The sequence below is a fragment of the Streptomyces diastaticus subsp. diastaticus genome, assembly GCF_011170125.1.
Lineage (GTDB): Bacteria > Actinomycetota > Actinomycetes > Streptomycetales > Streptomycetaceae > Streptomyces > Streptomyces diastaticus.
Genome location: NZ_BLLN01000003.1, coordinates 114,659 through 139,747, shown reverse-complemented (window position 1 = coordinate 139,747; position 25,089 = coordinate 114,659). Strand labels below are relative to the sequence as shown.

The following is a 25,089-nucleotide window of genomic DNA, read 5'->3' as shown; positions in this document are numbered from 1 at the left end:
TGCACTGAACGCCGCCGGTCCCGATGCCCCTGCCGCCGTCCGCCGCAGCCGCACGGCCTCCGGCATCACCTTCGGCCGACGGCCACGTCTCACCCACCCCACGGGAAGATTGCTGACTCCATGGAAATACCTCCGCTCTCCGAAGTGCGTCGCCTGACCGAGAAGAAGCGTGACGCCTGGTGGACGGTGCTACTGGTGGACCCGGTCGCCACCCCGCTGGTCCGCTGGACGGCCAAGTACGCCCGCTGGGTGACGCCCAATCAGATCACCTGGGCGGCCCTCTTCCTGGGACTCGGTGCGGCGGCGTGCTTCGCGCAGGCCGACTGGATGTGGCTGATCATCGGCGCCGTCCTGTACCACGTCAGCTTCATCCTCGACTGCATGGACGGAAAGCTGGCCCGGCTCACCGGCCGGGGCTCGGAGTTCGGCGGCTGGCTCGACTACGTCTTCGACCGCATCCGCGTGCTGGCCTGCGCCGTCGCGCTGATGGGCGGCCAGTACTCCAGGACCGGTGACGTCGTCTACGTGTGGCTCGCCCTGGTCGTGGTCTTCCTCGACATGCTGCGCTACATCGACGCGCTCCAGATCTTCAAGGTGCGCCACAGCATGCGCAAGAAGATCAAGGCCCGCGCCCGCGCCGCCCGCCGCAGCATGGAGAGCCAGCACCCCGACGCCGTGGGCCAGGACCAGCGCGACGAGCTGCACTTCATGGAGGACCTCCTCCGCGACAACCCGTCCGCCGACATCGACAACACCCACGACGAGCTGGCCCAGCAGGTCACCACCGGCAAGGCCGAGGCCACGGCGGACGAGCCGGAGAGCGGGACCGGCGAGAAGGTCGTCGTCGACCTCCACCAGGAGTTCAAGAGCCGCTTCCCCTGGTACGGCAAGTTCCGCAGCCTGCTGCTGCGCCACCGCATCCGCGCCCACCTCATCAGCGGCATCGAGTTCCAGATGGGCGTCTTCATCGTCGGCCCGCTCTTCGGCGCCGTCCTGCCCATCACCATCGGCAGCGGTGTCCTGCTGATGGTCTTCGAGCTCGCCATCATCTACAAGCTGCTGCTCTCCACCCGGGACTTCGAGCGCACCCTGGCCAAGTACCCGGAGCCCGAGCCGGTCGAGGCACCCGCCGAGGCCACTGTCCCGGCCCAGGCCGAGGCCCCCGCGGCCGAACAGAACAAGGGCGACGACGCCCGCCTCTGACCCGCGACACCGCGGTACGTACGCCGAAGGGGCGGACCCGGCCGGGTCCGCCCCTTCGGCGTACGCCCGCCTCCGCGGCGAGCGGCCGTACCCGCCTCCGGGCCGCCAGGTCTCCCCGGCGGCCCGGGCCGGCCTCAGCCCCCGGCGAAGGGGTGGAAGCCCTCGTACTCGTCCTGCGCCTCGTCGCGCGCGGCCTGCCGGTCGCGGCGGCGCTGGGCGGCGGGGCGCTCGCCCTCCAGCCGGTGGTCCTCACCGCGGCGGCCGAGCATCTCGGCGCCGGCCAGCATGGTCGGCTCCCAGTCGAAGACCACGGCGTTGTCCTCGGGTCCGATGGCGACTCCGTCGCCCGCGCGGGCACCGGCCTTCATCAGCTCCTCCTCCACGCCGAGGCGGTTGAGCCGGTCGGCGAGGTAGCCCACCGCCTCGTCGTTGTTGAAGTCGGTCTGCCGCACCCAGCGCTCGGGCTTCTCGCCCCGCACCCGGTACAGCGACTCCTCCTCGCGGGTCACGGTGAAGCCCGAGTCGTCCACGGCCTTCGGACGGATGACGACCCGGGTCGCCTCCTCCTTCGGCCGGGCGGCACGGGCCTCGGCGACCAGCTCGGCCAGGGCGAAGGAGAGCTCCTTGAGCCCCTTGTGGGCGACGGCGGAGACCTCGAAGACGCGATAGCCGCGCTCCTCCAGGTCCGGGCGGACCATGTCGGCGAGCTCCTGGCCGTCGGTCACGTCGATCTTGTTCAGGACGACGATGCGCGGACGGTCGTCGAGACCGCCGTAACTCTTCAGCTCCTCCTCGATCACGTCGAGGTCGGAGACCGGATCACGGTCCGACTCCAGCGTCGCGGTGTCCAGTACGTGCACCAGCACCGAGCAGCGCTCGACGTGGCGCAGGAACTCCAGGCCGAGGCCCTTGCCCTGGCTGGCGCCCGGGATGAGGCCGGGCACGTCCGCCACCGTGTAGACGGTCGAACCGGCGGTGACCACGCCGAGGTTCGGGACCAGGGTGGTGAAGGGGTAGTCCGCGATCTTCGGGCGGGCGGCGGAGAGCACCGAGATCAGCGAGGACTTGCCCGCGCTCGGGTAGCCGACCAGCGCCACGTCGGCGACGGTCTTCAGCTCCAGGACCACGTCACCGGCGTCGCCGGGCTCGCCGAGCAGCGCGAAGCCGGGCGCCTTGCGGCGGGCCGAGGCCAGCGCGGCGTTGCCGAGACCGCCGCGACCGCCGCTCGCGGCGACGAAGGTGGTGCCCTCGCCGATCAGGTCGGCGATGACCTCGCCGTTCCGGCCGAGGACCACGGTGCCGTCCGGCACCGGCAGGACCAGGTCCTGGCCGTCCTTGCCGGAGCGGTGGCCGCCCTCACCGGGCTTGCCGTTGGTGGCCTTGCGGTGCGGGCTGTAGTGGTAGTCGAGAAGGGTGGTCACGGACTGGTCGACGACGAGGACGACGTCCCCACCCCGGCCGCCGTTGCCGCCGTCCGGGCCGCCGAGCGGCTTGAACTTCTCACGGTGGACGGAGGCACAGCCGTGGCCTCCGTTACCCGCGGCGACATGCAGTTCGACGCGGTCCACGAAGGTGGTCATGGAAGGTGCCTCCGATACGCACAGGGGAAAAACTGGGGGTTACTGGTGGTGCGGGCCTCGCACGGCGCGGCGCGCGTCCCGCACGGAGCACGGCGGAGAGCCGCCCTCCTCTTCAATTGTCCACAACAAGCGAAGGGCGGACCCCCTTCCCGTCCGGGAAGTGAGGTCCGCCCTCGCGAAAAACCGCTGTCAGCTACCTGCGAAGAAGATCAGGCGGCCGGAACGATGTTCACGACCTTGCGGCCGCGGTGGGTACCGAACTCCACCGCGCCGGCGTTCAGCGCGAACAGCGTGTCGTCCTTGCCACGGCCGACGCCGGCGCCGGGGTGGAAGTGGGTGCCGCGCTGGCGGACCAGGATCTCACCGGCGTTGACGACCTGACCGCCGAAGCGCTTCACGCCGAGCCGCTGAGCATTGGAATCGCGACCGTTCCGAGTGGACGATGCGCCCTTCTTGTGTGCCATGTCTCCTCAGTCCCTTACTTCGCAGCCGTGGGGATGCCGGTGACCTTGACCGCCGTGTACTGCTGGCGGTGGCCCTGGCGACGGCGGTAACCGGTCTTGTTCTTGTAGCGAAGGATGTCGATCTTCGCACCCTTGTGGTGGTCGACGACCTCGGCCTGGACCTTGATGCCGTCCAGCACCCACGGGTCGCTGGTGACCGACTCGCCGTCCACGAGCAGCAGGGTCGAGAGCTCGACCGTGTCGCCGACCTTGGCGGTGGAAATCTTGTCAACCTCAACGATGTCACCGACAGCAACCTTGTGCTGGCGGCCACCGCTGCGCACGATGGCGTACACGCGGATCTCACTCTCTGTCACTCAGAAACGGACCTCTGAAGCCAGCCGCCCACACGAGCCCGCGAAGGGCCCGGGAAATCCTGGGAGGGACGAGCGGCCTCTCCCTGACAGGCGCTGCGAGCGCCGCATCGCGGGAGGAAGGTGCTCAGAGGGTGGCGCACAAACGCCGAGGGTAAAGGCTACGGGACCGCTGTCCCGAGGGTCAAACCGGGTCACCCGGCGGGCGCGGGCCGGCCGGGTCCGCCCCGGCCGGCCCGCGTGGCCACGGTGCTCAGTCCTCGTCGGGCTGAGCGGTGGCGGCCGTCTTCTTGGCCGTCGCCTTCTTGGTCGTGGCCTTCTTCGCCGTCGCCGTCTTCTTGGTGGCGGCGGCCTTCTTCGCCGGGGCCTTCTTGGCCGCCGTCTTCCTGGCCGTCGTCTTCTTGGCCGCGGTCCCCTCGGGGGCCGCCTCCTGGGGCGCCGTCCCGGGGGCCGCCTCCGGAGCCGGCTCGGTGGCCGCCTCCTCGGCCGTCGCCTCCTTGGCCGTCGACTTGGCCGTCGCCTTCTTGGCCGTCGCCTTCTTCGCCGTCGCCGTCTTCTTGGTGGCGGCGGCCTTCTTGGTGGTGGCCTTCTTCGCCGTCTTGCGCGCCGTCTTCTTGGCGGGCGCCGCCTCGGCCTCCTCGCTCACGGGGGTCTCGGCCGCAGCCTCGGCGGCAGCCGCGGGCTGCTCCGGCGCCGCCTCGGGCGAGGGCTCCGGACGGTCGGCGGCGACGACCACCACGGCCGCCTCCTCCGACGCGGTCGGCGCCGACGCCTTGCGGACGGCGCGCCGGCGCGGCCGGGCCGGGGCCGCGGTGGCCGGAGCGGGCTCCGGCTGCGGCTCGGCCTCGGGCTCCGGAGCCACCGGCGTGGCCTGCGGGGCCTCCGCGACCTCGGCGACCGGCGCCTCGGCGACCGGCTCGCTCACCGGCTCCGACGCGGCCGGCGCACCGGCGGGCGCGGAGGCACGGCGGGTGGCCCGGCGACGGCCCCTCTTCGGCGCCTCCTCGGCCGGAGCCCCGGTGGCCGGGGCCTCGGCGGCCTGAGCCTCGGCGGCGGGCGCGGGCTCGGCGGCAGGCGCCTCGACGACCGGCTCCGGCGCGGCGGCCGGGGCCTCGGCGACGGGCGCCGCCTGCTCCTGCCGGGCAACCGGGGCCTGCTCGCGGCCCGACTCCTCCGGCCGGCGCGGGGCACCGGCGGGCGCGGAGGCACGGCGGGTGGCCCGGCGACGATTGCGGCGGCCCCCGCCGGCGGCCGCCTCGGCCTCGGCGGCGCTGCTGTACAGCTCCTCGTCCGGGACGAACTCCGGCGACGGCAGCGCGGCGGGCTCAGCCGTCTCGGCGGCGACCTCGGCCTCCGTCTCGGCCTCGAAGCTCTCCGGCTCCGTGTCGTGACCGTGGTCGTGCGTGTGGGTGCTGTCCTCCTGCCCGCCCTTGCCGCGCTTCTTGCGCTTGCCGCCGTTGCCGGAGACGGCCGGCTGGTCGAGGTGGACGATGACACCCCGGCCGTTGCAGTGGACGCAGGTCTCCGAGAACGACTCCAGCAGCCCCTGACCGACCCGCTTACGCGTCATCTGGACCAGGCCCAGCGACGTCACCTCGGCCACCTGGTGCTTGGTCCGGTCCCGGCCCAGGCACTCCAGCAGGCGGCGCAGGACCAGGTCGCGGTTGGACTCCAGGACCATGTCGATGAAGTCGATGACGACGATCCCACCGAGGTCGCGCAGCCGCAGCTGGCGCACGATCTCCTCGGCCGCCTCCAGGTTGTTCCTGGTGACGGTCTCCTCCAGGTTGCCGCCCTGGCCGGTGAACTTCCCGGTGTTGACGTCGACGACGATCATCGCCTCGGTCTTGTCGATCACCAGCGAACCGCCCGACGGCAGCCACACCTTGCGGTCCAGCGCCTTGGCGAGCCCCTCGTCGATCCGGTACGTCGCGAAGACGTCGGTCTCCGAGGTCCACCGCTGGAGCCGGTCGACCAGGTCGGGGGCGACCTTGCCGACGTAGCCGTGGATGGTCTTCCATGCCTCGTCACCGCTGACGATGACCTTGGAGAAGTCCTCGTTGAAGATGTCGCGGACGACCCGGACCGTCATGTCGGGCTCGCCGTAGAGCAGGCTCGGCGAGCTGGCGTTGCTCGCGTTCGCCTTCTTCTGGATCTCCTGCCACTGGCCGTGCAGCCGCTCCACGTCGCGGCGCAGTTCCTCCTCGCTCGCGCCCTCGGCGGCGGTGCGCACGATGACGCCCGCGTCCTCGGGGACGATCTTCTTGAGGATGCCCTTGAGGCGGGCCCGCTCGGTGTCGGGCAGCTTGCGGCTGATGCCCGTCATCGACCCCTCGGGGACGTAGACGAGGTAGCGGCCGGGCAGCGAGACCTGGCTGGTGAGGCGGGCGCCCTTGTGGCCGATCGGGTCCTTGGTGACCTGCACCAGGACCGACTGGCCGGACTTGAGCGCCGACTCGATGCGGCGCGGGCCGTGGGCCATGCCCAGCGCGGCGAAGTTGACCTCACCGGCGTACAGCACGGCGTTGCGGCCCTTGCCGATGTCGATGAAGGCGGCCTCCATCGACGGCAGGACGTTCTGCACCTTGCCGAGGTAGACGTTGCCGACGTAGGAGGTGGCCTGCTCCTTGTTGACGTAGTGCTCGACGAGCACGTCGTCCTCGAGCACGCCGATCTGGGTGCGCTCGCCGCTCTGGCGGACGACCATCACCCGCTCCACGGCCTCGCGGCGCGCCAGGAACTCCGCCTCGGTGATGATCGGCACCCGGCGGCGGCCCTGCTCGCGGCCCTCCCGGCGGCGCTGCTTCTTCGCCTCCAGGCGGGTCGAGCCCTTGATCGACTGGACCTCGTCGGGACCGGTGCCGGGCTCGTCCCTCTTCCGCTCGCGCGGCTCGCGGACCTTGACGACGGTGCGCTCCGGGTCGTCGCCCGAGGCGCTCTGCTCCTGCTCGCCCCCGCTGTCCCCGGCGCGGCGGCGGCGACGGCGGCGACGGCGGCTGCTGCTGGAGCCCGAGCCGTTGTCGGCGTCGTTGTCGTGGTCGGACTCGTCGCGCTCCTCGCGGCCCTCGTGCTCGTCCGCGTGGTCGTCCTGCTCGTCCTCGGCGGCACTCTCCTGGCTGCCGGTACGCGCGTCGGTGCCGGCGCCCTGCTCCTGCTGCTCGTCCTGCTCGTGGTCGGCGTCGCCGGACTCACCGCGACGGCGGCGGCGGCCGCCCCGGCGGCGTCGGCGCGAGGGCCGGTCGCCGTTGTCGTGCTCGTCGTCGTCCCGCGTGCGGGTCTCGTCCTCGGCCTCGGCCTCGGAGTCGTCCTCGGCGGGCTCGGGCTCGGGGGCCCGCTCCACCGGCTTCTCGCGGACCGGCGCGGCCTCCTGCGCCGGAGCGTCCTCCCCACGGCGGCGACGGCGCTTGCGCGGTGCCTGCTCCTCGGCCTCCGGCTCGGGCGCGGAGGTGTCGGCGGCGGCCGACGAGGCGGCCTCGGCGGCGGCGCGCTCCGGCGTCTGGAACATGGGCTCCGAGAAGACCGGTGCCTGGAAGACGGCGACGGCCGGACGGCGACGCGAACCGCGCCCGCCCGGCTCCTGCTCCTGGCGCTCCTCGCGGGCGGCCTTCGGCTGGTCGGGCTCGCTGAACAGCCCGCCCTTGCGGACCGGCTTGCGGCGGGCGCGGCGCGGCGCGCTCTCCTCGGCGGTGTCGCCGGTGCTCGCTTCGCTGGTGCTGTCCTCGGCCACGGTGGTCTCCTCCGGCGTGCCTTCGGCCTCGGCAGCCGCGGGGCTGGAGACGGGTGCGGAAACGCGACGAGTGGCACGGCGGCGCGTACGGGTGGGGGCGGCCTCCTCGGCCTGCGCGTCGGGCTCCGCCACGGCGGCGGGCTCCTCGGCCGCCCGCTCCTCGACGGGCGCGGACGCGGACGCGGCGGCCTCGGCGGGCCGGGTGGCGCGGCGGCGCCGGCGGGCCGGGGCGGCGCTCTCCTCCGCGGAGGCGGCCTCGGGGTCCGGTTCCTGGCCGGTGGCACCGGCGGCCTCGGGCGTCTCCGGCGCACCGGCCGGGGCGGAGGCGCGGCGGGCGGCGCGGCGGCGCGGGCGGTCCGGTGCGGCCTCCTCGGTCTGAGCGCCGGCCTCCGCCTGCGCGGCGGACTCGGCCTGCGCGGCGGCCGGCTGCGGCTGCGCCGGGGCTTCCTCGGTGGTCTCCGCCTCGGCGGTGGGAGCGCCGGCCGGCGCGGTGGCGCGCCGCGTGGCACGGCGACGGGGCCGCGCGGGGGCGGCCTCGGTGGTCTCGGCGGGCGCCGGCGCGGCCTGCGGCTCGGCCGTCGCGGCCTCCTCCGCCACGGGCGTGTCCGGCGTACCGGCCGGTGCGACGGCGCGGCGGGTCGCGCGGCGGCGCGGGCGGGCCGGTGCGGCCTCCTCGGCCTGGGCGCCGGACTCGGCCTGCGCGGCGGCCGGCTGCGGCTGCGCCGGGGGGGCCTCGGTGGTCGCCGCCTCGGCGGCGGGCGTACCGGCCGGGGCGGAGGCCCGGCGGGTGGCGCGGCGGCGCGGACGCGGCGCCGGTTCGTCACCGGACGGCGCCTCGGCGGCGGGCGCCTCGGCCTCCGCCGGTACCGGAGCCGGTATGGCCACGGCCGCGGCCTCCGCCGCCGCGGGCGGTCCGGCGGGCCGGGAGGCGGCCCGCCGTCGCCTGCGCGGCGGCAGGGTGTCGCTGGGGCTGTCGTTGTCCACGTCCACGCCTTCGGCGGGGTCGTTCGATCCGAGCATGCGGGGGTATCTCCCGTCACGCTCCCGGGCGCCGCGTCGAATCCGGTGGCGGTCGCCTTCGCGCGAAGTGTGCGCGGGACCGTCCTCCGGGGCGCGGGCGCCGCACGGGAGCTTCTCTGTCCTGTTCTCGCCGGTTCCGTACGCGTCTCGCGGGCGGCCTGGCGAAAGTCTTCTGGTCGGTGCGCTGCCCGACCCAGGTGGCTCCCGGATTCGAGGGCGGCGCTGCGGCGAGCGTCCCTACGCGGGACTTACCGCCGTGGTGGCCTGCGCGGCGGCGGGCGGGGCGCCCTCGGAGGGGGCGGCCTCGACCGCCTCGCGGTCGGGCGCGAGCGGATCGGTCACCGAGCCGGTCTCGTCGTCGAAAGGCCCCTGCGCCAGCCTGGTCACCGCAGCGGGGACCGGCGGCGCCAGGTCGGCCACTACTCGGAGACCGGACAGGACGTCGTCGGGTCGTACGGCGGGTGTCTCGTGCCGCACAACCAGCCGCAGTATCGCACAGGGCCGTGCCGACGGCCTATCACCCGGCTCGCCGGTGGGTACGACCACGTCGAGCGAGGCCACGGCGGCGCGGGCGTCGAAGGTCCGCACGCCGTTCTTGGTGCGCCGCTGGACCTCGACCGTCTCCGCCGCCTCGAAGGCGGCGACGGCCGCCCGGGCCTCGTCCGGCTCGACCTGGTCGAGCCGCAGCTCCCAGAGCGAGGCCTGGAGCCGGTCGGCGAGACCGGAGGTACGCGCCTCGACGGCGTCGGTGATGTCGAGCCCCGCGGGCATCGAGGCGTCGAGCAGTTCCCGCAGTGTGGCGGGGTCGCGCGGCGCGGTGAGCCCGATCTCCAGGTACTCCGCCTCGCTGCCCGTACCGGTGGGCGCGGCGTTGGCGTAACTCACCTTCGGGTGGGGCGTGAAGCCCGCCGAGTAGGCCATCGGCACCTCGGCGCGGCGCAGGGCCCGCTCGAAGGCGCGCTGGAAGTCTCGGTGGCTGGTGAACCGCAGGCGGCCGCGCTTGGTGTAGCACAGACGGATCCGCTGCACCGTCGGCGCGGGCGGAGGCCCTACGGGCTGTCGCTTACCCAGTGTCGTTCAGTCCCTCGTGAGTGCGGTCGTACCCCTGCCTAGGGTACGCGCCGCGCCGCCCGGAGGTTCCCGCACCCGGGCACCGTCCGGCCTCGGCGGGGGCAAGCGGGCGGTCCGCTCCAGCGGATGGCGTCGTCGGGAGCGCCGGACCGCCCGCTCCCCCTCATGCTCGGCCCCGTCCCCGTCCCCCGCTCCTCCGGTTACGGCGTTCGGCGCAACGCCCGCCCCGCCAGCCGCTTCGCCGACCCCACCGCCACCAGCGCCCAGACCGCCACGGCCACCCACAGCAGGGCCCGCCCGAGGGGGTCGAGCCAGCCGGAGGTGGCGGGCCCGGCCTCCCCGGCGGCGGTCAGCGCGGCCACCGCCGTCATCCCGAGCGGGAAGACGGTGGCCCACCGCCTGGGGTCGTACCCCGGCCGCGGCCGGCGCAGCTCGGCCGCGGCGATCACCGCGTACCAGGCGAGGGCGGCCAGCAGCAGCACGAAGGTGACCGCCGACAGCCAGGACCGCAGCGGTTCGGCCCACCCCAGCGGCTCCCCGCTCGCCGCCGTCAGCTTGCCCGCGGCCAGCGCCGAGATGGCCAGCGCCCCGCACGCCACCCAGTGGTCCCCCGCCCCCTCCTGGAGCTGGCGGAAGTCGAAGTGCAGCAGCACCAGCACGTACAGCCCGAACCCCGCGACCAGCAGCACCACGGCGACCGGCAGCGGCCAGGCCACCCCGGTGGCCGGGGCCAGCGTCGCCCCGAGCACCCCGAGCGACTGCGTCGCGACACAGGTCAGATACGCCGACCCCGGCACCCGCCGCCCCAGGCTCCGCACCACCTGCGGCAGCAGCACCACCCAACCCGCGGCGGCCACCGCCAGCAGCACCCACCCGGCCGCCGCCCACCCCAGCAGCACCACCCGCGTCCCCAGCACCGAGGTGGCCGCCACCCCGGTCAGCGAGGCCGCCGTCCGCGACTCCCGCCGCCACTGCTCCCGCGCCCCGAGGAAGTGCTGGAGAAAGATCCCCACCAGCAGCGCCCAACCGGCCCCGCCCACCCCGAGCAGCACCAGGGACACCACCTCGGCCCCCACCAGGTGACACCCGGTCGACACGATCCCGGTGGCCATCACCGCGGCCCCGGCCACCGGCCCGAACGTCGCCCTCCGGGCTCCGGGGCGGCCGGCCGGAGATGTGCGGGATTCCATGAGGCCACCTTCGGCGCCCCCGTCGCGCCCTGCCACCGCGGCGCGCCGGACAGCCGTCCCGGCCTCGGACACGACAGTGCCGGGGACCGCCCGAACGGTCCCCGGCACGAGTCGTACGCGCGTTGCGGTCGCTACCCGCCCTGGCCCACCACGCTCAGCGGCAGCAGCTTCTTGCCGGTGGGGCCCACCTGGATGCTGGTGTCCATCTGCGGGCACACCCCGCAGTCGAAGCAGGGCGTCCAGCGGCAGTCCTCGACCTCGGTCTCGTCGAGGGCGTCCTGCCAGTCCTCCCAGAGCCATTCCTTGTCGAGGCCGGAGTCGAGGTGGTCCCAGGGGAGGACCTCCTCGTAGCCGCGCTCGCGGGTGGTGTACCAGTCGACGTCGACGCCCTGCTCGGGGAGGGTCTTCTCGGCGCAGGCCATCCAGCGGTCGTAGCTGAAGTACTCGCGCCAGCCGTCGAATCGGCCGCCGTCCTCGTAGACGGCGCGGATGACCGCTCCGATGCGGCGGTCGCCGCGGGAGAGGAGGCCCTCGACGATGCCGGGCTTGCCGTCGTGGTAGCGGAAGCCGATGGAGCGGCCGTACTTCTTGTCGCCTCGGATCTTGTCGCGGAGCTTCTCCAGGCGGGCGTCGGTCTGCTCGGCGGAGAGCTGCGGGGCCCACTGGAAGGGGGTGTGCGGCTTGGGGACGAAGCCGCCGATGGAGACGGTGCAGCGGATGTCCTGGGAGCCGGAGACCTGGCGGCCCTTGGCGATGACGCTGGTCGCCATGTCGGCGATCTGGAGGACGTCCTCGTCGGTCTCGGTGGGCAGGCCGCACATGAAGTACAGCTTCACCTGCCGCCAGCCGTTGCCGTAGGCGGTGGCGACGGTGCGGATCAGGTCCTCCTCGGAGACCATCTTGTTGATGACCTTCCGCATCCGTTCGGAGCCGCCCTCGGGGGCGAAGGTGAGGCCGGAGCGGCGGCCGTTGCGGGTCAGCTCGTTGGCCAGGTCGACGTTGAAGGCGTCGACGCGGGTCGAGGGGAGGGACAGGCCGATCTTGTCCTCCTCGTACCGGTCGGCGAGGCCCTTGGCGATGTCGCCGATCTCGCTGTGGTCGGCGGAGGAGAGGGAGAGCAGGCCGACCTCCTCGAACCCGGTGGCCTTCAGGCCCTTGTCCACCATCTCGCCGATGCCGGTGATGGAGCGCTCGCGGACCGGGCGGGTGATCATGCCCGCCTGGCAGAAGCGGCAGCCGCGGGTGCAGCCGCGGAAGATCTCCACCGACATCCGCTCGTGGACGGTCTCGGCGAGCGGGACCAGCGGCTGCTTCGGGTAGGGCCACTCGTCGAGGTCCATGACGGTGTGCTTGGAGACGCGCCACGGGACGCCGGAGCGGTTGGGCACGACGCGGGCGATGCGGCCGTCGGGCAGGTACTCGACGTCGTAGAAGGCGGGGACGTAGACGCCGCCGGTGCGGGCGAGGCGGAAGAGGACCTCCTCGCGGCCGCCGGGGCGGCCCTCGGCCTTCCAGGCCCGGATGATGTCGGTGATCTCCAGGACGGCCTGCTCGCCGTCGCCGACGACGGCGCAGTCGATGAACTCGGCGATCGGCTCCGGGTTGAAGGCCGCGTGGCCGCCGGCGAGGACGATCGGGTCGTCCTCGGTGCGGTCGGCGGCGTTCAGCGGGATGCCCGCGAGGTCGAGCGCGGTGAGCATGTTGGTGTAGCCCAGCTCGGTGGAGAAGCTGAGTCCGAAGACGTCGAAGGCGCCGACGGGCCGGTGGCTGTCCACGGTGAACTGCGGGACGCGGTGCTCGCGCATCAGCTCTTCGAGGTCGGGCCAGACGCTGTAGGTGCGTTCGGCGAGGACGCCCTCGCGCTCGTTGAGCACCTCGTAGAGGATCATGACGCCCTGGTTGGGCAGGCCGACCTCGTAGGCGTCGGGGTACATCAGGGCCCAGCGGACGTCGCAGGACTCCCACGGCTTGACGGTGGAGTTCAGCTCACCGCCGACGTACTGGATGGGCTTCTGTACGTGCGGGAGCAGCGCTTCGAGCTGAGGGAAGACCGACTCCGCAGTCGACTGGTCAGTCATCGGGAACCTTCGTGAGCGGGCAGGGCTGATTCTCCAGCCTAGCGTGGTACGGGCCGGCCCTTGACACCGCGCGGCGCCCGCTCCCGCCGGTGACGGCGAACGGGCGCCGGGGCGGTCCCGGTGCGGGTACCGTCCCGGCGCCCGTACCGGTGCCGGAGCCCGGGTCAGCTCGCGGAGAGGGGCCGTTGCAGCTTGATCGACTGGAGGAGTCCTATGGCGATCCACGCCGCGAACATGGCGGTGCCGCCGTAACTGACGAAGGGCAGCGGGAGGCCTGCGACGGGCATGATGCCCAGGGTCATGCCGATGTTCTCGAAGGACTGGAAGGCGAACCAGGCGATGATGCCGCCGGCGACGATGGTGCCGTACAGCTCGGTGGTGGCGCGGGCGATGCGGCAGGCCCGCCAGAGGACGACCCCGAGCAGGGCGATGATGAGACCCGCGCCGAGGAAGCCGAGTTCCTCACCGGCGACGGTGAAGACGAAGTCGGTCTGCTGCTCGGGGACGAACTGGCCGGTGGTCTGCGTGCCCTGGAAGAGGCCGGTGCCGGTGAGGCCGCCGGAGCCGATGGCGATGCGGGCCTGGTTGGTGTTGTAGCCGACGCCCGCCGGGTCGAGCTGCGGGTTGGCGAAGGCGGCGAACCGGTTGATCTGGTACTCGTCCAGGACACCGAGCTGCCACACCAGGACCGCCCCGGCGGCTCCGGCCCCGATCAGGCCGAGGATCCAGCGGTTGGAGGCACCGGAGGAGAGCAGGACGCCGAGCACGATCATCACCATGACCATGACGGAGCCGAGGTCCGGCATCAGCATGACGATGAGCATCGGCACGGTCGCCAGGGCCAGGGCGAGGACGACGGTGCGGTGGTCGGGATGCTCCCGGTCCCCGGCGTCGACGCGGGCGGCCAGCAGCATCGCCATGCCGAGGATGATGGTGATCTTGACGAACTCGGAGGGCTGGAGGCTGAAGCCGCCGATCACCAGCCAGGCGTGGGCGCCGTTGATCGTGGCGCCCAGCGGGGTGAGCACCAGCAGGATCAGCAGCACCGAGATGCCGTAGAGGACGGGGACGGCGGTCCGCAGGGTGCGGTGGCCCAGCCAGATGGTGCCCGCCATCAGGGCGAGCCCGATGCCGGTGTTGAGCAGGTGCCGCACGAAGAAGAAGTACGGGTCGCCCTGGTTGAGCCCCATCCGGTTGCGGGTTGCGGAGTAGACCAGGACGACACCGACCAGGGAGAGGGCGAGCGCGCTCAGCAGCATCGGCCAGTCGAGCCGGCGCACCACGGAGTCGCGGGCGAAGGCCCGGGTCCACGAGGCGCGTTCGGGCCCGTAGCCGGGGACGGAGAAGCCGGCCATCAGTCGCGCCTCCAGAGAAGGGGTCCGCCGGGGGCGGTGGCGAGGTCCTGGGTGTCGGCGGGGGGCGTCGGCTTGACGGGCAGGTAGGGCTTGACGGCCGGGGCGTGGATCGACCCGTCCGGCTCGACCTTGGGCAGCGCCGACTGCGGTTCGGGCAGCAGGGCCTTCTTGACGTCCTGCTCGCCGTCCTCGGTCAGCCCGTACATCGCCTCGTAGATCTTGCGGACCGCCGGGCCGGAGGCGCCGGAGCCGGTGCCGCCCTGGGAGATCGTCATGACGATCGTGTAGTCGGGGGTGTAGCTGGCGAACCAGGAGGTCGTCTGCTTGCCGTAGACCTCGGCGGTGCCGGTCTTGGCGTGCATCGGGATCTTGTCCTGCGGCCAGCCGCCGAAGCGCCAGGCGGCGGAGCCGGTGGTCGCGACGCCCGCGAGTGCCTGCTCTATCTGCTTCCTGGTCTTCGGGTTCATCGGCAGCTTGCCGTGGGCCGTGGGCTCGATCTCGGTGGTCTTCTTGCCGTCGGCGCTGATGACGGCCTTGCCGACGGTCGGGTCGTAGAGGGTGCCGCCGTTGGCGATGGCCGCGTAGATGGTGGCCATCTGGATGGGGGTGACGAGGGTGTCGCCCTGGCCGATGGAGTAGTTGACCGAGTCACCGGCGCGCATACGCATGCCTTCGAGGCAGTTCTCGTAGGCGATCTGCTCGGCGTACTCGCCGCCCTTCTTGCCGGTCTTGCACCAGCCGTCCTTGTTGGCCTCCCAGTAGTCCTTCTTCCACTGGCGGTCGGGGACGCGGCCGGTGACCTCGTTGGGGAGGTCGATGCCGGTCTCCTTGCCGAGGCCGAACTGGTGGGCGGTCTTGTAGAACCAGTCCTTGGGCTTCTTGGGGTTGTTGCCGCCGTCCTTCTTCCACTGCTCATGGGCGAGGTGGTAGAAGACGGTGTCGCAGGAGACCTCCAGGGCTCGGCCGAGGTTGATGGAGCCGTATCCCTGGGACTCGAAGTTCTTGAAGACCTGCCCGCCGATCGAGTACGAGCTGGGGCAGGGGTAGTTGCCGTTGAAGTCGTACCCGGCGTTGACGGCGGCGGTGGAGGAGATCACCTTGAAGATCGAGCCCGGCGCGGCCTGGCCCTGGATGGCCCGGTTGAGCAGCGGGTAGTTCGACTTCTTGCTGGTGAACTTGGCGTAGTCCTTGCCGGAGATGCCGCCGACCCAGGAGTTGGGGTCGTAGTCGGGCAGCGAGGCCATGGCGACGACGCGGCCGGTCTTGTTCTCCATGACGACGGCGGCGCCCGCGTCGGCCTCGTAGAGCCGGTTGGTGTTGCGGTCCATCTCCTTGCGGGCGGCCTTCATCGCCTCGTTCAGCTCGTACTCGGTGACCGCCTGGACGCGGGAGTCGATGCTGGTGACGACGTTGGCTCCGGCCTCGGCGGGATCGGACTCGGCCTCGCCGATGACGCGGCCGAGGTTGTCGACCTCGTAGCGGGTGACGCCGGCCTTGCCGCGCAGTTCCTTGTCGTAGGTGCGCTCCAGGCCGGAGCGGCCGACCTGGTCGGAGCGGAGGTAGGGCGAGTCGCTGTCCTCGGCCTTCTTGATCTCCTCGTCGGTGACCGGGGAGAGGTAGCCGAGGACCTGGGAGGTGTGGGCCTTGCCGGGGGCCGGGTAGCGGCGCACCGCGGTCGGCTCGGCGGAGATGCCGGGGAACTCCTCGGTCCGCTCGCGGATCTGGAGCGCCTGCTTGGCGGTGGCCTCGTCGGTGATGGGGATGGGCTGGTACGGGGAGCCGTTCCAGCAGGGCTGGGGGGTCTCGGCGTCGCAGAGGCGGACCTTCTCGGCGACCTCCTTCGGCGTCATGCCGAGGACCTCGGCGAGGCGGCCGAGGACGGCCTTCCCGTCGTCCTTCATCTTCATCAGCTCGGTGCGCGAGGCGGAGACGACGAGGCGGGTCTCGTTGTCGGCGATGGGCACGCCGCGCGCGTCGAGGATGGCCCCGCGCACGGCGGGCTTGACGACCTGCTGCACGTGGTTGCCGGAGGCCTTGGCGGCGTACTCGTCGCCCTGGCGGATCTGGAGGTACCACAGCCGCCCGCCCAGGGTCAGCAGCAGGGAGACGACCAGGACCTGGATGACGATGAGCCGGATCTGCACGCGGGGGGTGCGGCCGGTCTCGGGGATGTTGCTCACGGGCGGGGCCTCCTCGCGCGAGGTGCGGCGGGAGTTGCGGTCACAGGCGCTTGACCCCCTTGATGCGTCCGGCCCGGGCCACCCGGGACTTCATGGCTCTGGCCCGCAGACCGCCGCGCTGACGGCCGATGGCGAGGCCGGTGCCGCCGGCGGAGAGCCAGCCCGCGGCGACGTCGCCCCCGGAGGGGCCGCCGGAGGCGTCGGCGACCGGGTCGTGCTCGCCGCGGCGGGCCAGCGCCATGATCAGCGGCACGGTGAACGGCGCCAGGATCAGGTCGTACAGGCTCGCCGTGAACAGCAGTCCGCCGAGGCCGACGTCGCGGGCGGCGGTGTCGCCGACGAGGGCGCCGACGCCCGCGTAGAGCAGGGTGGAGCCGATGGCGGCGCCGACCACGACGACCAGCGGGCCGGTGGCCGAGCGCAGCTTGCCGCCCTCGGGCTTGGCGAGTCCGGCGAGATAGCCGACGACGCAGAGGACCAGGGCGTACCGGCCCACGGCGTGGTCGGCCGGGGGCGCGAGGTCGGCGAGGAGTCCGGCGCCGAAGCCGACGAGGCTGCCGCCGGTGGGCCCGTAGACCATGGCCAGCGCGAGCACGGTGAGCAGCAGCAGGTCGGGGACGGCGCCGGGCAGCTGGAGCCGGGCGAGGATGCTGACCTGGACGACGAGGGCGACCACGGTCAGCGCGGCGGAGAGCAGAATCCGGTTGAGACGCATGGCAGCAGCTCTACTCCTGGTCGGTTCCGGGCTGGGGCTGCCCCGCCGCGGCGCCGGCCTCGTCGGCCTCGCCCTCGGGGGCCTCGCCCTCGCCGGGAGGCGGGGCGGTGACCGTCACGGTGGGGGTGGGGGCCGGCTTCGACTTGGGCGGCAGCACGGTGTCGCGGGGGTCCTCACGGGGGGCCTGGACGACGATGCCGACGATGTCGAGCTTGGTGAAGCCGACGTACGGCTTGATGTGGACGGTACGGGTCAGGTCGCCGCCGAGCGGGTCGACGCGGACCACCTCGCCGATGGGGACCCCGGGCACGAAGGGCTTGTCGGCGTGGGAGCCGAAGGTGACCATCCGGTCGCCCTTCTTGACCTTGGACTTGCCGTTGAGCAGCTGGACGGCGAGCGGGCGGTCGCCCTGGCCGGTGGCGAAGCCGAGTTCGTCGGAGCCCTCCATGCGGGTGCCGACGGTGAAGTCGGGGTCGCTGGCGAGCAGCACGGTGGAGGTGTGCGGGCCGACGGTGGTGATGCGGCCGACGAGGCCGTCGCCGTTGATGACGGTCATGTCGCGGGCGATGCCGTCCTTGCTGCCCGCGTCGATGGTGACGGTCCAGGAGAAACCCTGGGCGGCGCCGATGGCGACGACCTCGGCGCCGCGGATGCCGTACTGGCCGGCGCCGGCCTTCTTCAGCATGGCGTCGAGCTGGCGGACGCGGCTCTGGTTGCGCGCGTCGCTGCCGAGGCGGGTCTTCAGTGCGGCGTTCTCGCGCTCCAGGGCGGCGATGCGGTCGTGGCGGCCGCCGGAGTCGCGGACGGCTCCGACGGCGTTGCCGATCGGGTCGACCGCTCCGGCGACGCCGCTCTCCACCGGTCCGAGGACGGTGGCCGCGGCCTTGCGGGCGCCGTCGATCGGCGAGCCCTCACCGCCGCGGATGTCCACCGTGATCAGTGCGAACGCGATGGCGATCAGCAGCACCAGGAGCAGCCGGCTCTCTCGTGTGTCCCTCACGTGCGGCGGCCGTGCCTTCCTCGTAGGAATGGTTTCGGGCTTCGGGTCGTGCGGGGCGGCGGGTCCGGTCCCGGGCGGTGCCGGGGAGGGAGCGCTGCGGACCGGGGTCCGCCGGTGCTCCGGCCGCCGTCTCCGGGCGGGCCCGCGCGGGCCCGCCCGGAGCGGTCACCTGCGGGGGGAGGCGTCCAGCACCTGCTGGAGGGCCTCGAACTCCTCGACGCACTTGCCGGAGCCGAGCGCGACGGAGTCGAGCGGGTCCTCGGCGATGTGGATGGGCATACCGGTCTCGTGGCGGAGCCGCTCGTCCAGGCCGCGGAGCAGGGCGCCGCCGCCGGTGAGGACGATGCCGCGGTCCATGACGTCGCCGGACAGCTCGGGCGGGCACTTGTCGAGGGTGGTCTTGACCGCGTCGACGATGGCGTTGACCGGCTCCTCGATCGCCTTGCGGACCTCGCCGGCCGAGATGACGACGGTCTTGGGGAGGCCGCTGACCAGGTCGCGGCCGCGGATCTCGGTGTGTTCGTCGGTGTCGAGGTCGAAGGCCGAGCCGATGGTGAGCTTGATCTGCTCGGCGGTGCGCTCGCCGAGCAGGAGGCTGTACTCCTTCTTGACGTGCTGGATGATCGCGTTGTCCAGCTCGTCGCCGGCCACCCGGATGGACTGGGCGGTGACGATGCCGCCGAGCGAGATCACGGCGACCTCGGTGGTGCCGCCGCCGATGTCCACGACCATGTTGCCGGTGGCCTCGTGGACGGGCAGGCCGGAGCCGATGGCGGCGGCCATGGGCTCCTCGATGATGTGCACCTGGCGGGCGCCGGCCTGGGTGGACGCCTCGATGACCGCGCGGCGCTCGACCCCCGTGATGCCGGAGGGGACGCAGACGACGACCCGGGGGCGGGCGAGGTAGCGCCGCTTGTGGATCTTGAGGATGAAGTAGCGGAGCATCCGCTCGGTGATCTCGAAGTCGGCGATGACACCGTCCTTCAGCGGCCGCACGGCGACGATGTTGCCGGGGGTGCGGCCGATCATCTTCTTGGCTTCGGCACCTACCGCGAGGATGCCGCCGGTGTTGGTGTTGATGGCGACGACGGACGGTTCGTTGAGAACGATCCCTCGGCCCCTGACGTACACCAGCGTGTTGGCGGTCCCGAGGTCGACAGCCATGTCACGGCCGATGAACGACATTGTGTTCCCCATCAGGATTCGTCTGGCCTTCCCGAAGCGAAGCGTTGACGGCTTTTCAGGAGGGCGAGGGTGGGTGCTGTGGCGTGAAGGCTTCCATCGTAGTCTCGCCCGCACGGGCACGGCGCAAGGGTCTTCGCCATTGTCAGCAGATGACGGGCCGCCTCGCCCTGGGAGACGTGCCATCCGGGCCATGGGTTCCCCCGAACAGCCCGCATACGCGGAAGGCGGCCGGCTCCTGCCGACCGCCGCGCGTCGGCACGTCGTCGTGCTGACCCGACGTCACCGGCCGAGGCGGACCCCGGCGCGCCGCGCGGCCGTCCGCACAGTCTGGTGCGGACGGGCCCGCCGCGCAATCCACGCATCGGAATGTCTTACTCCCCGGTCACGGGGAGGACTCAGACGCACCCCGGGAAGAAGAGGGCGACCTCGCGCTCGGCCGACTCGGGCGAGTCGGAGGCGTGGATGAGGTTCTCGCGGACGATGGTGCCGAAGTCGCCGCGGATGGAGCCGGGCGCGGCGGCGATCGGGTCCGTCGGGCCGGCCAGCCGGCGCACGCCCTCGACGACCCGCTCGCCCTCGACGATCAGGGCGACGACCGGGCCGGACTGCATGAAACCCATCAGCGGCTCGTAGAAGGGCTTGCCCTGGTGCTCGCCGTAGTGCTGTTCCAGCGTCCCGGCGTCCAGCGTGCGCAGCTCCAGCGCGGTGATCTCCCAGCCCGCCTTGCGCTCGATGCGGCCGATGATCTCGCCGATCAGGCCACGGCGGTGGGCATCGGGCTTGAGCAGGACGAGAGTGCGCTCGGTCATGTACGGCTCCTTGGCGGCCGGGGGTGTGCGGTTGGGGCGAGGTTACCGGGTGTGATCGGCGGGCCCGCAGCCGGACCCCCGCCGGGCAGCACCCCGCACCGGGGGCGATGGCGCGGGCGCTCTGCGTGGCCCCCGGCGGGGACGCTCCCACCCGGTGAGGCACGCCCCGCGGTGTCCCCCGCCAGGGAGGCTCCTCACCTCCGGTGCGGTGTCCGCGGGGTCGGTGCGCGCCCCCTGCGTTCCGGGCGAAGGGCCTCGTGAGGGTCCCCGCACCGGAGCCGCTCGGGCCTTCGGCCCGTGCGGTGGGAGTGCGTGCCGGGCGCCGTGCGGGAGTTGAGGACGCCTGGGGCCGGCCCGGCGGATCCTCGTGGCACAGCCCGCGGCGTCCGGTGCGTGCTCCCGGCGTGCGCCCGGATCTCCCTCGTACCGGACGTACTCGGGTGTTGCGGGCGTGCGGCGAGGGTGCGTGCCAGGCGTCGCGGGCCCACGACGTCCCGCCGGACAGAACCTAGGCCGCCTCGGGCTCGGCCGCCTGCTCGGCCCAGCGCGCCTTGGCCTCGTCGATCTTGCGGCCGAAGTGGATCGAGGCCCACCACAGGCCGGCGAAGCAGGCGCCGAGCAGGAACATCATGGGCACGAAGAAGCCGCTGAGGACCAGCGCGCCCTGGAGCGCCCAGCCGAGCCGGACGCCGGCCGGCCGGGAGAGCAGGCCGCAGAGCAGGAGGCTGACGGCCATCAGCACGCCGCAGACCGTCCAGACGGTGCCCATGGCGAGGTCGGGGTCCTTCATCGCCACCAGGCCGGCGAAGCCGATGACGAAGAACTCGCCGATGAGCGTCGAAGCGCAGAGCATCCGCATGGCGCCGCTCAGCCCCTTCCCAGAAGCAGCCGGGCCTCGCCGACCGTGATGACGGAGCCGGTGACGAGGACGCCACCGCCGGAGTACTCGCCCTCTTCCTCGGCGAGGGTGACCGCCGCCTCCAGGGCGTCGTCGAGCCGCGGCTCGACCTGGACCCGGTCCTCGCCGAAGACCTCGACGGCCAGGCCCGCCAGCTCGTCCACGTCCATGGCCCGCTCGCTGGAGTTGCGGGTGACGACGACCTCGGCGAGGAGCGGCTCGAAGGCTTCGAGCAGCCCCTTGGCGTCCTTGCCGTCGCTGACCCCGACGACGCCGATCAGACGGCTGAAGTCGAACGCCTCGCTGACGGCGGTCGCGGTGGCGCGGGCTCCGGAGGGGTTGTGGGCGGCGTCCAGGACGACCGTCGGCGACTTGCGGACGATCTCCAGGCGACCCGGCGCGGTCACCGAGGCGAACCCCTTGCGCAGGGTGTCGACGTCCAGCTCGCGGGCGTGCTCGGAGCCGACGCCGAAGAACGCCTCGACGGCGGCGAGCGCGACGGCGGCGTTGTGCGCCTGGTAGGGGCCGTGCAGCGGCAGGTAGATGTCCTCGTACTCGCCGCCGAGGCCGCGCAGGGTGACCAGTTGGCCGTCGACGGCGACCTGCCGGGAGACCACGCCGAACTCCATGCCCTCACGGGCCACCGTCGCGTCGGCCTCGACGGCCTTCTTGAGGATGACCTGGGCGGCGTCGACGGGCTGCTGGGCCATGATCACGGTGGCGTCGGGTTTGATGATCCCGGCCTTCTCCCCGGCGATGGCGCCGGGCGTGGTGCCGAGCCGGTCGGTGTGGTCCAGGTCGATCGGGGTGATCACGGCGACCTGGCCGTCGATGACGTTGGTGGCGTCCCAGCTGCCGCCCATGCCGACCTCGACCACGGCGACGTCCACCGGCGCGTCCGCGAAGGCCGCGTAGGCCATCCCGGTGAGCACCTCGAAGAAGGAGAGCCGGTACGCGCCCTGGTTGTCGATCATCTCGACGTAGGGCTTGAGGTCCTGGTAGGTCTCGACGAACCGGTCGGGGGCGATCGGCGCGCCGTCCAGGCTGATCCGCTCGGTGATCGACTGGACGTGCGGCGAGGTGTACCGCCCGGTGCGCAGCTCGAAGGCGCCGAGCAGCGCCTCGATCATGCGGGCCGTGGAGGTCTTGCCGTTGGTCCCGGTGATGTGGATCGAGGGGTACGCCCGCTGCGGGTCGCCCAGCACGTCCATCAGCCCCTGGATGCGGGTGACGGAGGGCTCCAGCTTGGTCTCGCCCCAGCGTCCGGCCAGCTCCGTCTCGACCTCGCGCAGGGCCGCGGCGGTCTCCGGGTCGGCGGGGCGGACCGGATCGTCCTGCGGCGGAGCGGTCTGGGTGCGCAGGGTGCGGCTGCCCGCCTCGATCACGGCGAGGTCGGGGTCGCGGTCCTGTTCTGCGTCGACGATCTCCTGGAAGGCCTCGTCATCGGGTCCGGGCTGCTCGGGCTCGCCGCTGTCGTGCGGGGGGTGGTCACTCACGCGCCCCAGTCTACGGAGGGCGCGCCGAAGCTCCCGCAGGGCCCGGGTATGTCGCGAGGGGCCCCACCGGGTCGGTGGGGCCCCTCGGGGATCCGGCCGGACGTGCCGGGAGGATCAGGCGGCGGGCAGCGCCGCCAGTTGCGCGGTGATGCGCTCGATGTCGGCCTCGGCCTTGGCGAGGCGGCCGCGGATCTTGTCCACGACCTTGTCCGGGGCCTTGGCGAGGAACGCCTCGTTGCCGAGCTTGCCCTCGGCGGCGGCCTTCTCCTTCTCGGCGTTGGCCAGGTCCTTGGTCAGGCGCTTGCGCTCGGCCTCGACATCGATGGTGCCGGAGAGGTCGAGGGCGACGGTGGCGCCGGAGACCGGGAGGCTCGCGGTGGCCTGGAAGGCGTCGCCCTCCGGGGTGAGGCGGAGCAGCTGGCGGATGGCCGCCTCGTGCGGGGCGAAGGCGGTGCCCTCCAGGCCGAGGCGGGCGGGCACCTTCTGGCCGGGCTGGAGCCCCTGGTCGGAGCGGAACCTGCGGACCTCGGTGATGACCTGCTGGACCTGCTCGATCTCGGCCTCGGCGGCCTTGTCGCGGAAGCCGCTGCCGGCCGGCCAGTCGGCGATGACCAGCGACTCCTGGCCGGTGAGGGTGGTCCACAGGGTCTCGGTGACGAACGGCATGACCGGGTGGAGCAGCCGCAGCGTCGTGTCGAGGACCTCGCCGAGGACGCGCGCGGAGACCTCGGCGGGGCGTCCGCCGCCCATGAAGGTGGTCTTGGACAGCTCGACGTACCAGTCGAAGACCTCGTCCCACGCGAAGTGGAAGAGGGCGTCGGAGACCTTCGCGAACTGGTAGTCCTCGTAGTACGCGTCGACCTCGGCGACCACCGTGTCGAGGCGGGAGAGGATCCACCGGTCGGTGGCCGACAGTTCCTCGGGGGCGGGGAGTCCGCCCTCGACCGTGGCGCCGTTCATCAGGGCGAAGCGGGTGGCGTTCCAGATCTTGTTGGCGAAGTTCCGCGAGCCCTGGACCCAGTCCTCGCCGATCGGCACGTCGACGCCCGGGTTGGCACCGCGCGCCAGGGTGAAGCGCAGGGCGTCGGAGCCGTACGCGTCCATCCAGTCGAGCGGGTTGACCGCGTTGCCGAAGGACTTGGACATCTTCTTGCCGAACTGGTCACGGACCATGCCGTGCAGCGCGATGGTGTGGAACGGCGGGGTGCCGTCCATCGCGTAGAGGCCGAACATCATCATCCGGGCGACCCAGAAGAAGAGGATGTCGTAGCCGGTCACCAGGACGGAGTTCGGGTAGAACTTCGCGAGGCTGTCGGTCCGCTCGGGCCAGCCGAGGGTGGAGAAGGGCCACAGGCCCGAGGAGAACCAGGTGTCGAGGACGTCGGTCTCCTGGTGCCAGCCCTCGCCGCTCGGCGGCTCCTCGTCGGGGCCGACGCAGACGATCTCGCCCTCGGGGCCGTACCAGATGGGGATGCGGTGGCCCCACCACAGCTGCCGGGAGATGCACCAGTCGCGCAGGTCGTCGACCCAGTCGAAGTAGCGCTTCTCCATCTCCTGCGGGTGGATCTTGACCTGGCCGTCGCGGACCGCGTCACCGGCGGCCTGGGCCAGCGGGCCGACCTTGACCCACCACTGCATCGACAGCCGCGGCTCGACGGTGGTCTTGCACCGCGAGCAGTGGCCGACCGAGTGGACGTACGGGCGCTTCTCGGCGACGATCCGGCCCTCCGCGCGCAGCGCGGCGACGATCGCCGAACGGGCCTCCAGCCGGTCCAGGCCCTCGAAGGGGCCGGGGACGGTGATGACCGCGCGCTCGTCCATGACGGTGAGCGAGGGCAGGTCGTGGCGGCGGCCGATCTCGAAGTCGTTCGGGTCGTGGGCCGGGGTGACCTTGACCGCGCCGGTGCCGAACTCCGGGTCGACGTGGGTGTCGGCGACGACCGGGATGGTCCGGTCGGTCAGCGGCAGCTTGATCCGCTTGCCCACGAGGTGCCGGTAGCGCTCGTCGTCCGGGTGGACGGCGACCGCGGTGTCCCCGAGCATCGTCTCGGCGCGGGTGGTGGCGACGACGAGGCTGTCCTCGCCCTCGCCGTACTTCATCGAGACGAGTTCGCCGTCGTCGTCGCTGTACTCGACCTCGATGTCGGAGATGGCCGTCAGACAGCGCGGGCACCAGTTGATGATGCGCTCGGCGCGGTAGATCAGCTCGTCCTCGTACATCTTCTTGAAGACGGTCTGCACGGCGCGGGAGAGCCCGTCGTCCATGGTGAACCGCTCGCGGGACCAGGCGACGCCGTCGCCCAGACGGCGCATCTGGCCGGAGATCTGGCCGCCCGACTCGTTCTTCCACTTCCAGACGCGCTCGATGAACGCCTCGCGGCCGAGGTCGTGGCGGGACTTGCCCTCCTTGGCCAGCTCACGCTCGACGACGTTCTGCGTGGCGATGCCGGCGTGGTCCATGCCGGGCTGCCACAGCGTCTCGTACCCCTGCATCCGCTTGCGGCGGGTGAGGGCGTCGATCAGCGTGTGCTCGAAGGCGTGGCCCAGGTGGAGCGAGCCGGTGACGTTCGGCGGCGGGATGACGATGGTGTACGGGGGCTTCTCGCTGTGCTCGTCGGCCTCGAAGTAGCCCCGCTCCACCCAGCGCTCATACAGCTTCCCCTCTACGTCGGCCGGCACGTACTGGGTCGGCAGTTCGGGGGTGGCTGCTTGCTGATGCTGAGTGTTGTCGGTCACGAGGGACAGTTTACGGGCGTCACCGCCCC

At 72.5% G+C, this 25,089-nt stretch carries 17 protein-coding genes; 1 reads left to right on the top strand and 16 read right to left on the bottom strand.

The window, feature by feature from the left end; translation table 11 throughout:
• The first annotated feature begins 120 nt into the window (after positions 1 to 120).
• A complete protein-coding gene (locus Sdia_RS09070; RefSeq protein WP_100452744.1) occupies positions 121 to 1,203 on the top strand; it encodes a CDP-alcohol phosphatidyltransferase family protein in 1,083 nt (360 codons plus the stop codon).
• A gap of 134 nt (positions 1,204 to 1,337) precedes the next feature.
• Here Sdia_RS09070 and obgE read toward each other — a convergent pair whose 3' ends face one another.
• The 16 genes from obgE to Sdia_RS08990 all read right to left on the bottom strand — a co-directional run bounded on the left by obgE (position 1,338) and on the right by Sdia_RS08990 (position 25,060).
• Positions 1,338 to 2,783: a GTPase ObgE gene (gene obgE / locus Sdia_RS09065; protein ID WP_115069906.1), complete on the bottom strand. Its 1,446-nt coding sequence runs from the start codon at positions 2,781 to 2,783 to the stop codon at positions 1,338 to 1,340.
• 209 nt (positions 2,784 to 2,992) lie between these two features.
• Positions 2,993 to 3,247, bottom strand: a complete 255-nt coding sequence (gene rpmA, locus Sdia_RS09060; protein ID WP_003948028.1) for a 50S ribosomal protein L27 — start codon at positions 3,245 to 3,247, stop codon at positions 2,993 to 2,995.
• Positions 3,248 to 3,261: 14 nt separating this feature from the next.
• Positions 3,262 to 3,582, bottom strand: a complete 321-nt coding sequence (rplU, locus tag Sdia_RS09055) for a 50S ribosomal protein L21 (protein ID WP_003948029.1) — start codon at positions 3,580 to 3,582, stop codon at positions 3,262 to 3,264.
• Positions 3,583 to 3,853: 271 nt separating this feature from the next.
• Positions 3,854 to 8,347, bottom strand: a complete 4,494-nt coding sequence (locus tag Sdia_RS09050; protein ID WP_189500397.1) for an Rne/Rng family ribonuclease — start codon at positions 8,345 to 8,347, stop codon at positions 3,854 to 3,856.
• A 237-nt stretch (positions 8,348 to 8,584) separates the two neighbouring features.
• Positions 8,585 to 9,376, bottom strand: coding sequence for a TIGR03936 family radical SAM-associated protein (locus Sdia_RS09045; RefSeq protein WP_100453334.1), 792 nt, complete (start codon positions 9,374 to 9,376; stop codon positions 8,585 to 8,587).
• A gap of 242 nt (positions 9,377 to 9,618) precedes the next feature.
• Positions 9,619 to 10,608 carry a tellurite resistance/C4-dicarboxylate transporter family protein gene (locus tag Sdia_RS09040; protein WP_207205697.1) on the bottom strand — a complete coding sequence of 330 codons (990 nt, stop codon included), beginning with the start codon at positions 10,606 to 10,608 and terminating at the stop codon, positions 9,619 to 9,621.
• A 131-nt stretch (positions 10,609 to 10,739) separates the two neighbouring features.
• Positions 10,740 to 12,686, bottom strand: a complete 1,947-nt coding sequence (locus Sdia_RS09035) for a TIGR03960 family B12-binding radical SAM protein (RefSeq protein WP_100452741.1) — start codon at positions 12,684 to 12,686, stop codon at positions 10,740 to 10,742.
• A 164-nt stretch (positions 12,687 to 12,850) separates the two neighbouring features.
• Entirely contained in the window at positions 12,851 to 14,041 is a 1,191-nt protein-coding gene (rodA, locus tag Sdia_RS09030; protein ID WP_100452740.1) for a rod shape-determining protein RodA, read from the bottom strand.
• Positions 14,041 to 16,221: a penicillin-binding protein 2 gene (mrdA, locus tag Sdia_RS09025; RefSeq protein ID WP_100452739.1), complete on the bottom strand. Its 2,181-nt coding sequence runs from the start codon at positions 16,219 to 16,221 to the stop codon at positions 14,041 to 14,043. The genes rodA and mrdA overlap by 1 nt, the downstream gene beginning before the upstream one ends.
• Before the next feature lie 40 nt (positions 16,222 to 16,261).
• Positions 16,262 to 16,936, bottom strand: coding sequence for a rod shape-determining protein MreD (gene mreD / locus Sdia_RS09020; protein WP_100452738.1), 675 nt, complete (start codon positions 16,934 to 16,936; stop codon positions 16,262 to 16,264).
• 10 nt (positions 16,937 to 16,946) lie between these two features.
• Positions 16,947 to 17,936 (bottom strand): rod shape-determining protein MreC, encoded by a 990-nt coding sequence (gene mreC / locus Sdia_RS09015; RefSeq protein ID WP_100452737.1) that lies wholly within the window; start codon positions 17,934 to 17,936, stop codon positions 16,947 to 16,949.
• A 165-nt stretch (positions 17,937 to 18,101) separates the two neighbouring features.
• On the bottom strand, positions 18,102 to 19,121 hold the full coding sequence (locus Sdia_RS09010; RefSeq protein ID WP_100452736.1) for a rod shape-determining protein: 1,020 nt from the start codon (positions 19,119 to 19,121) through the stop codon (positions 18,102 to 18,104).
• Between the two features lie 395 nt (positions 19,122 to 19,516).
• Positions 19,517 to 19,930, bottom strand: coding sequence for a nucleoside-diphosphate kinase (gene ndk, locus Sdia_RS09005; RefSeq protein ID WP_189500396.1), 414 nt, complete (start codon positions 19,928 to 19,930; stop codon positions 19,517 to 19,519).
• Positions 19,931 to 20,438: 508 nt separating this feature from the next.
• Positions 20,439 to 20,789, bottom strand: coding sequence for a DUF4233 domain-containing protein (locus Sdia_RS09000; protein WP_100452734.1), 351 nt, complete (start codon positions 20,787 to 20,789; stop codon positions 20,439 to 20,441).
• Between the two features lie 8 nt (positions 20,790 to 20,797).
• On the bottom strand, positions 20,798 to 22,324 hold the full coding sequence (folC, locus tag Sdia_RS08995; protein WP_100452733.1) for a bifunctional tetrahydrofolate synthase/dihydrofolate synthase: 1,527 nt from the start codon (positions 22,322 to 22,324) through the stop codon (positions 20,798 to 20,800).
• 114 nt (positions 22,325 to 22,438) lie between these two features.
• Positions 22,439 to 25,060 carry a valine--tRNA ligase gene (locus tag Sdia_RS08990; RefSeq protein ID WP_100452732.1) on the bottom strand — a complete coding sequence of 874 codons (2,622 nt, stop codon included), beginning with the start codon at positions 25,058 to 25,060 and terminating at the stop codon, positions 22,439 to 22,441.
• Between the last annotated feature and the right edge of the window lie 29 nt (positions 25,061 to 25,089).

Excerpts from the sequence above, each read along its gene's own strand:
- rodA (WP_100452740.1), bottom strand. The coding sequence starts at position 14,041 with ATGGCCGGCTTCTCCGTCCCCGGCTACGGGCCCGAACGCGCCTCGTGG.
- Sdia_RS09010 (WP_100452736.1), bottom strand. The coding sequence starts at position 19,121 with ATGTCGTTCATCGGCCGTGACATGGCTGTCGACCTCGGGACCGCCAAC.
- Sdia_RS09070 (WP_100452744.1), top strand. The coding sequence starts at position 121 with ATGGAAATACCTCCGCTCTCCGAAGTGCGTCGCCTGACCGAGAAGAAG.
- ndk (WP_189500396.1), bottom strand. The coding sequence starts at position 19,930 with ATGACCGAGCGCACTCTCGTCCTGCTCAAGCCCGATGCCCACCGCCGT.
- Sdia_RS09040 (WP_207205697.1), bottom strand. The coding sequence starts at position 10,608 with ATGGAATCCCGCACATCTCCGGCCGGCCGCCCCGGAGCCCGGAGGGCG.
- Sdia_RS09035 (WP_100452741.1), bottom strand. The coding sequence starts at position 12,686 with ATGACTGACCAGTCGACTGCGGAGTCGGTCTTCCCTCAGCTCGAAGCG.
- Sdia_RS09000 (WP_100452734.1), bottom strand. The coding sequence starts at position 20,789 with ATGCGGATGCTCTGCGCTTCGACGCTCATCGGCGAGTTCTTCGTCATC.
- rpmA (WP_003948028.1), bottom strand. The coding sequence starts at position 3,247 with ATGGCACACAAGAAGGGCGCATCGTCCACTCGGAACGGTCGCGATTCC.
- mreD (WP_100452738.1), bottom strand. The coding sequence starts at position 16,936 with ATGCGTCTCAACCGGATTCTGCTCTCCGCCGCGCTGACCGTGGTCGCC.
- obgE (WP_115069906.1), bottom strand. The coding sequence starts at position 2,783 with ATGACCACCTTCGTGGACCGCGTCGAACTGCATGTCGCCGCGGGTAAC.
- Sdia_RS09050 (WP_189500397.1), bottom strand. The coding sequence starts at position 8,347 with ATGCTCGGATCGAACGACCCCGCCGAAGGCGTGGACGTGGACAACGAC.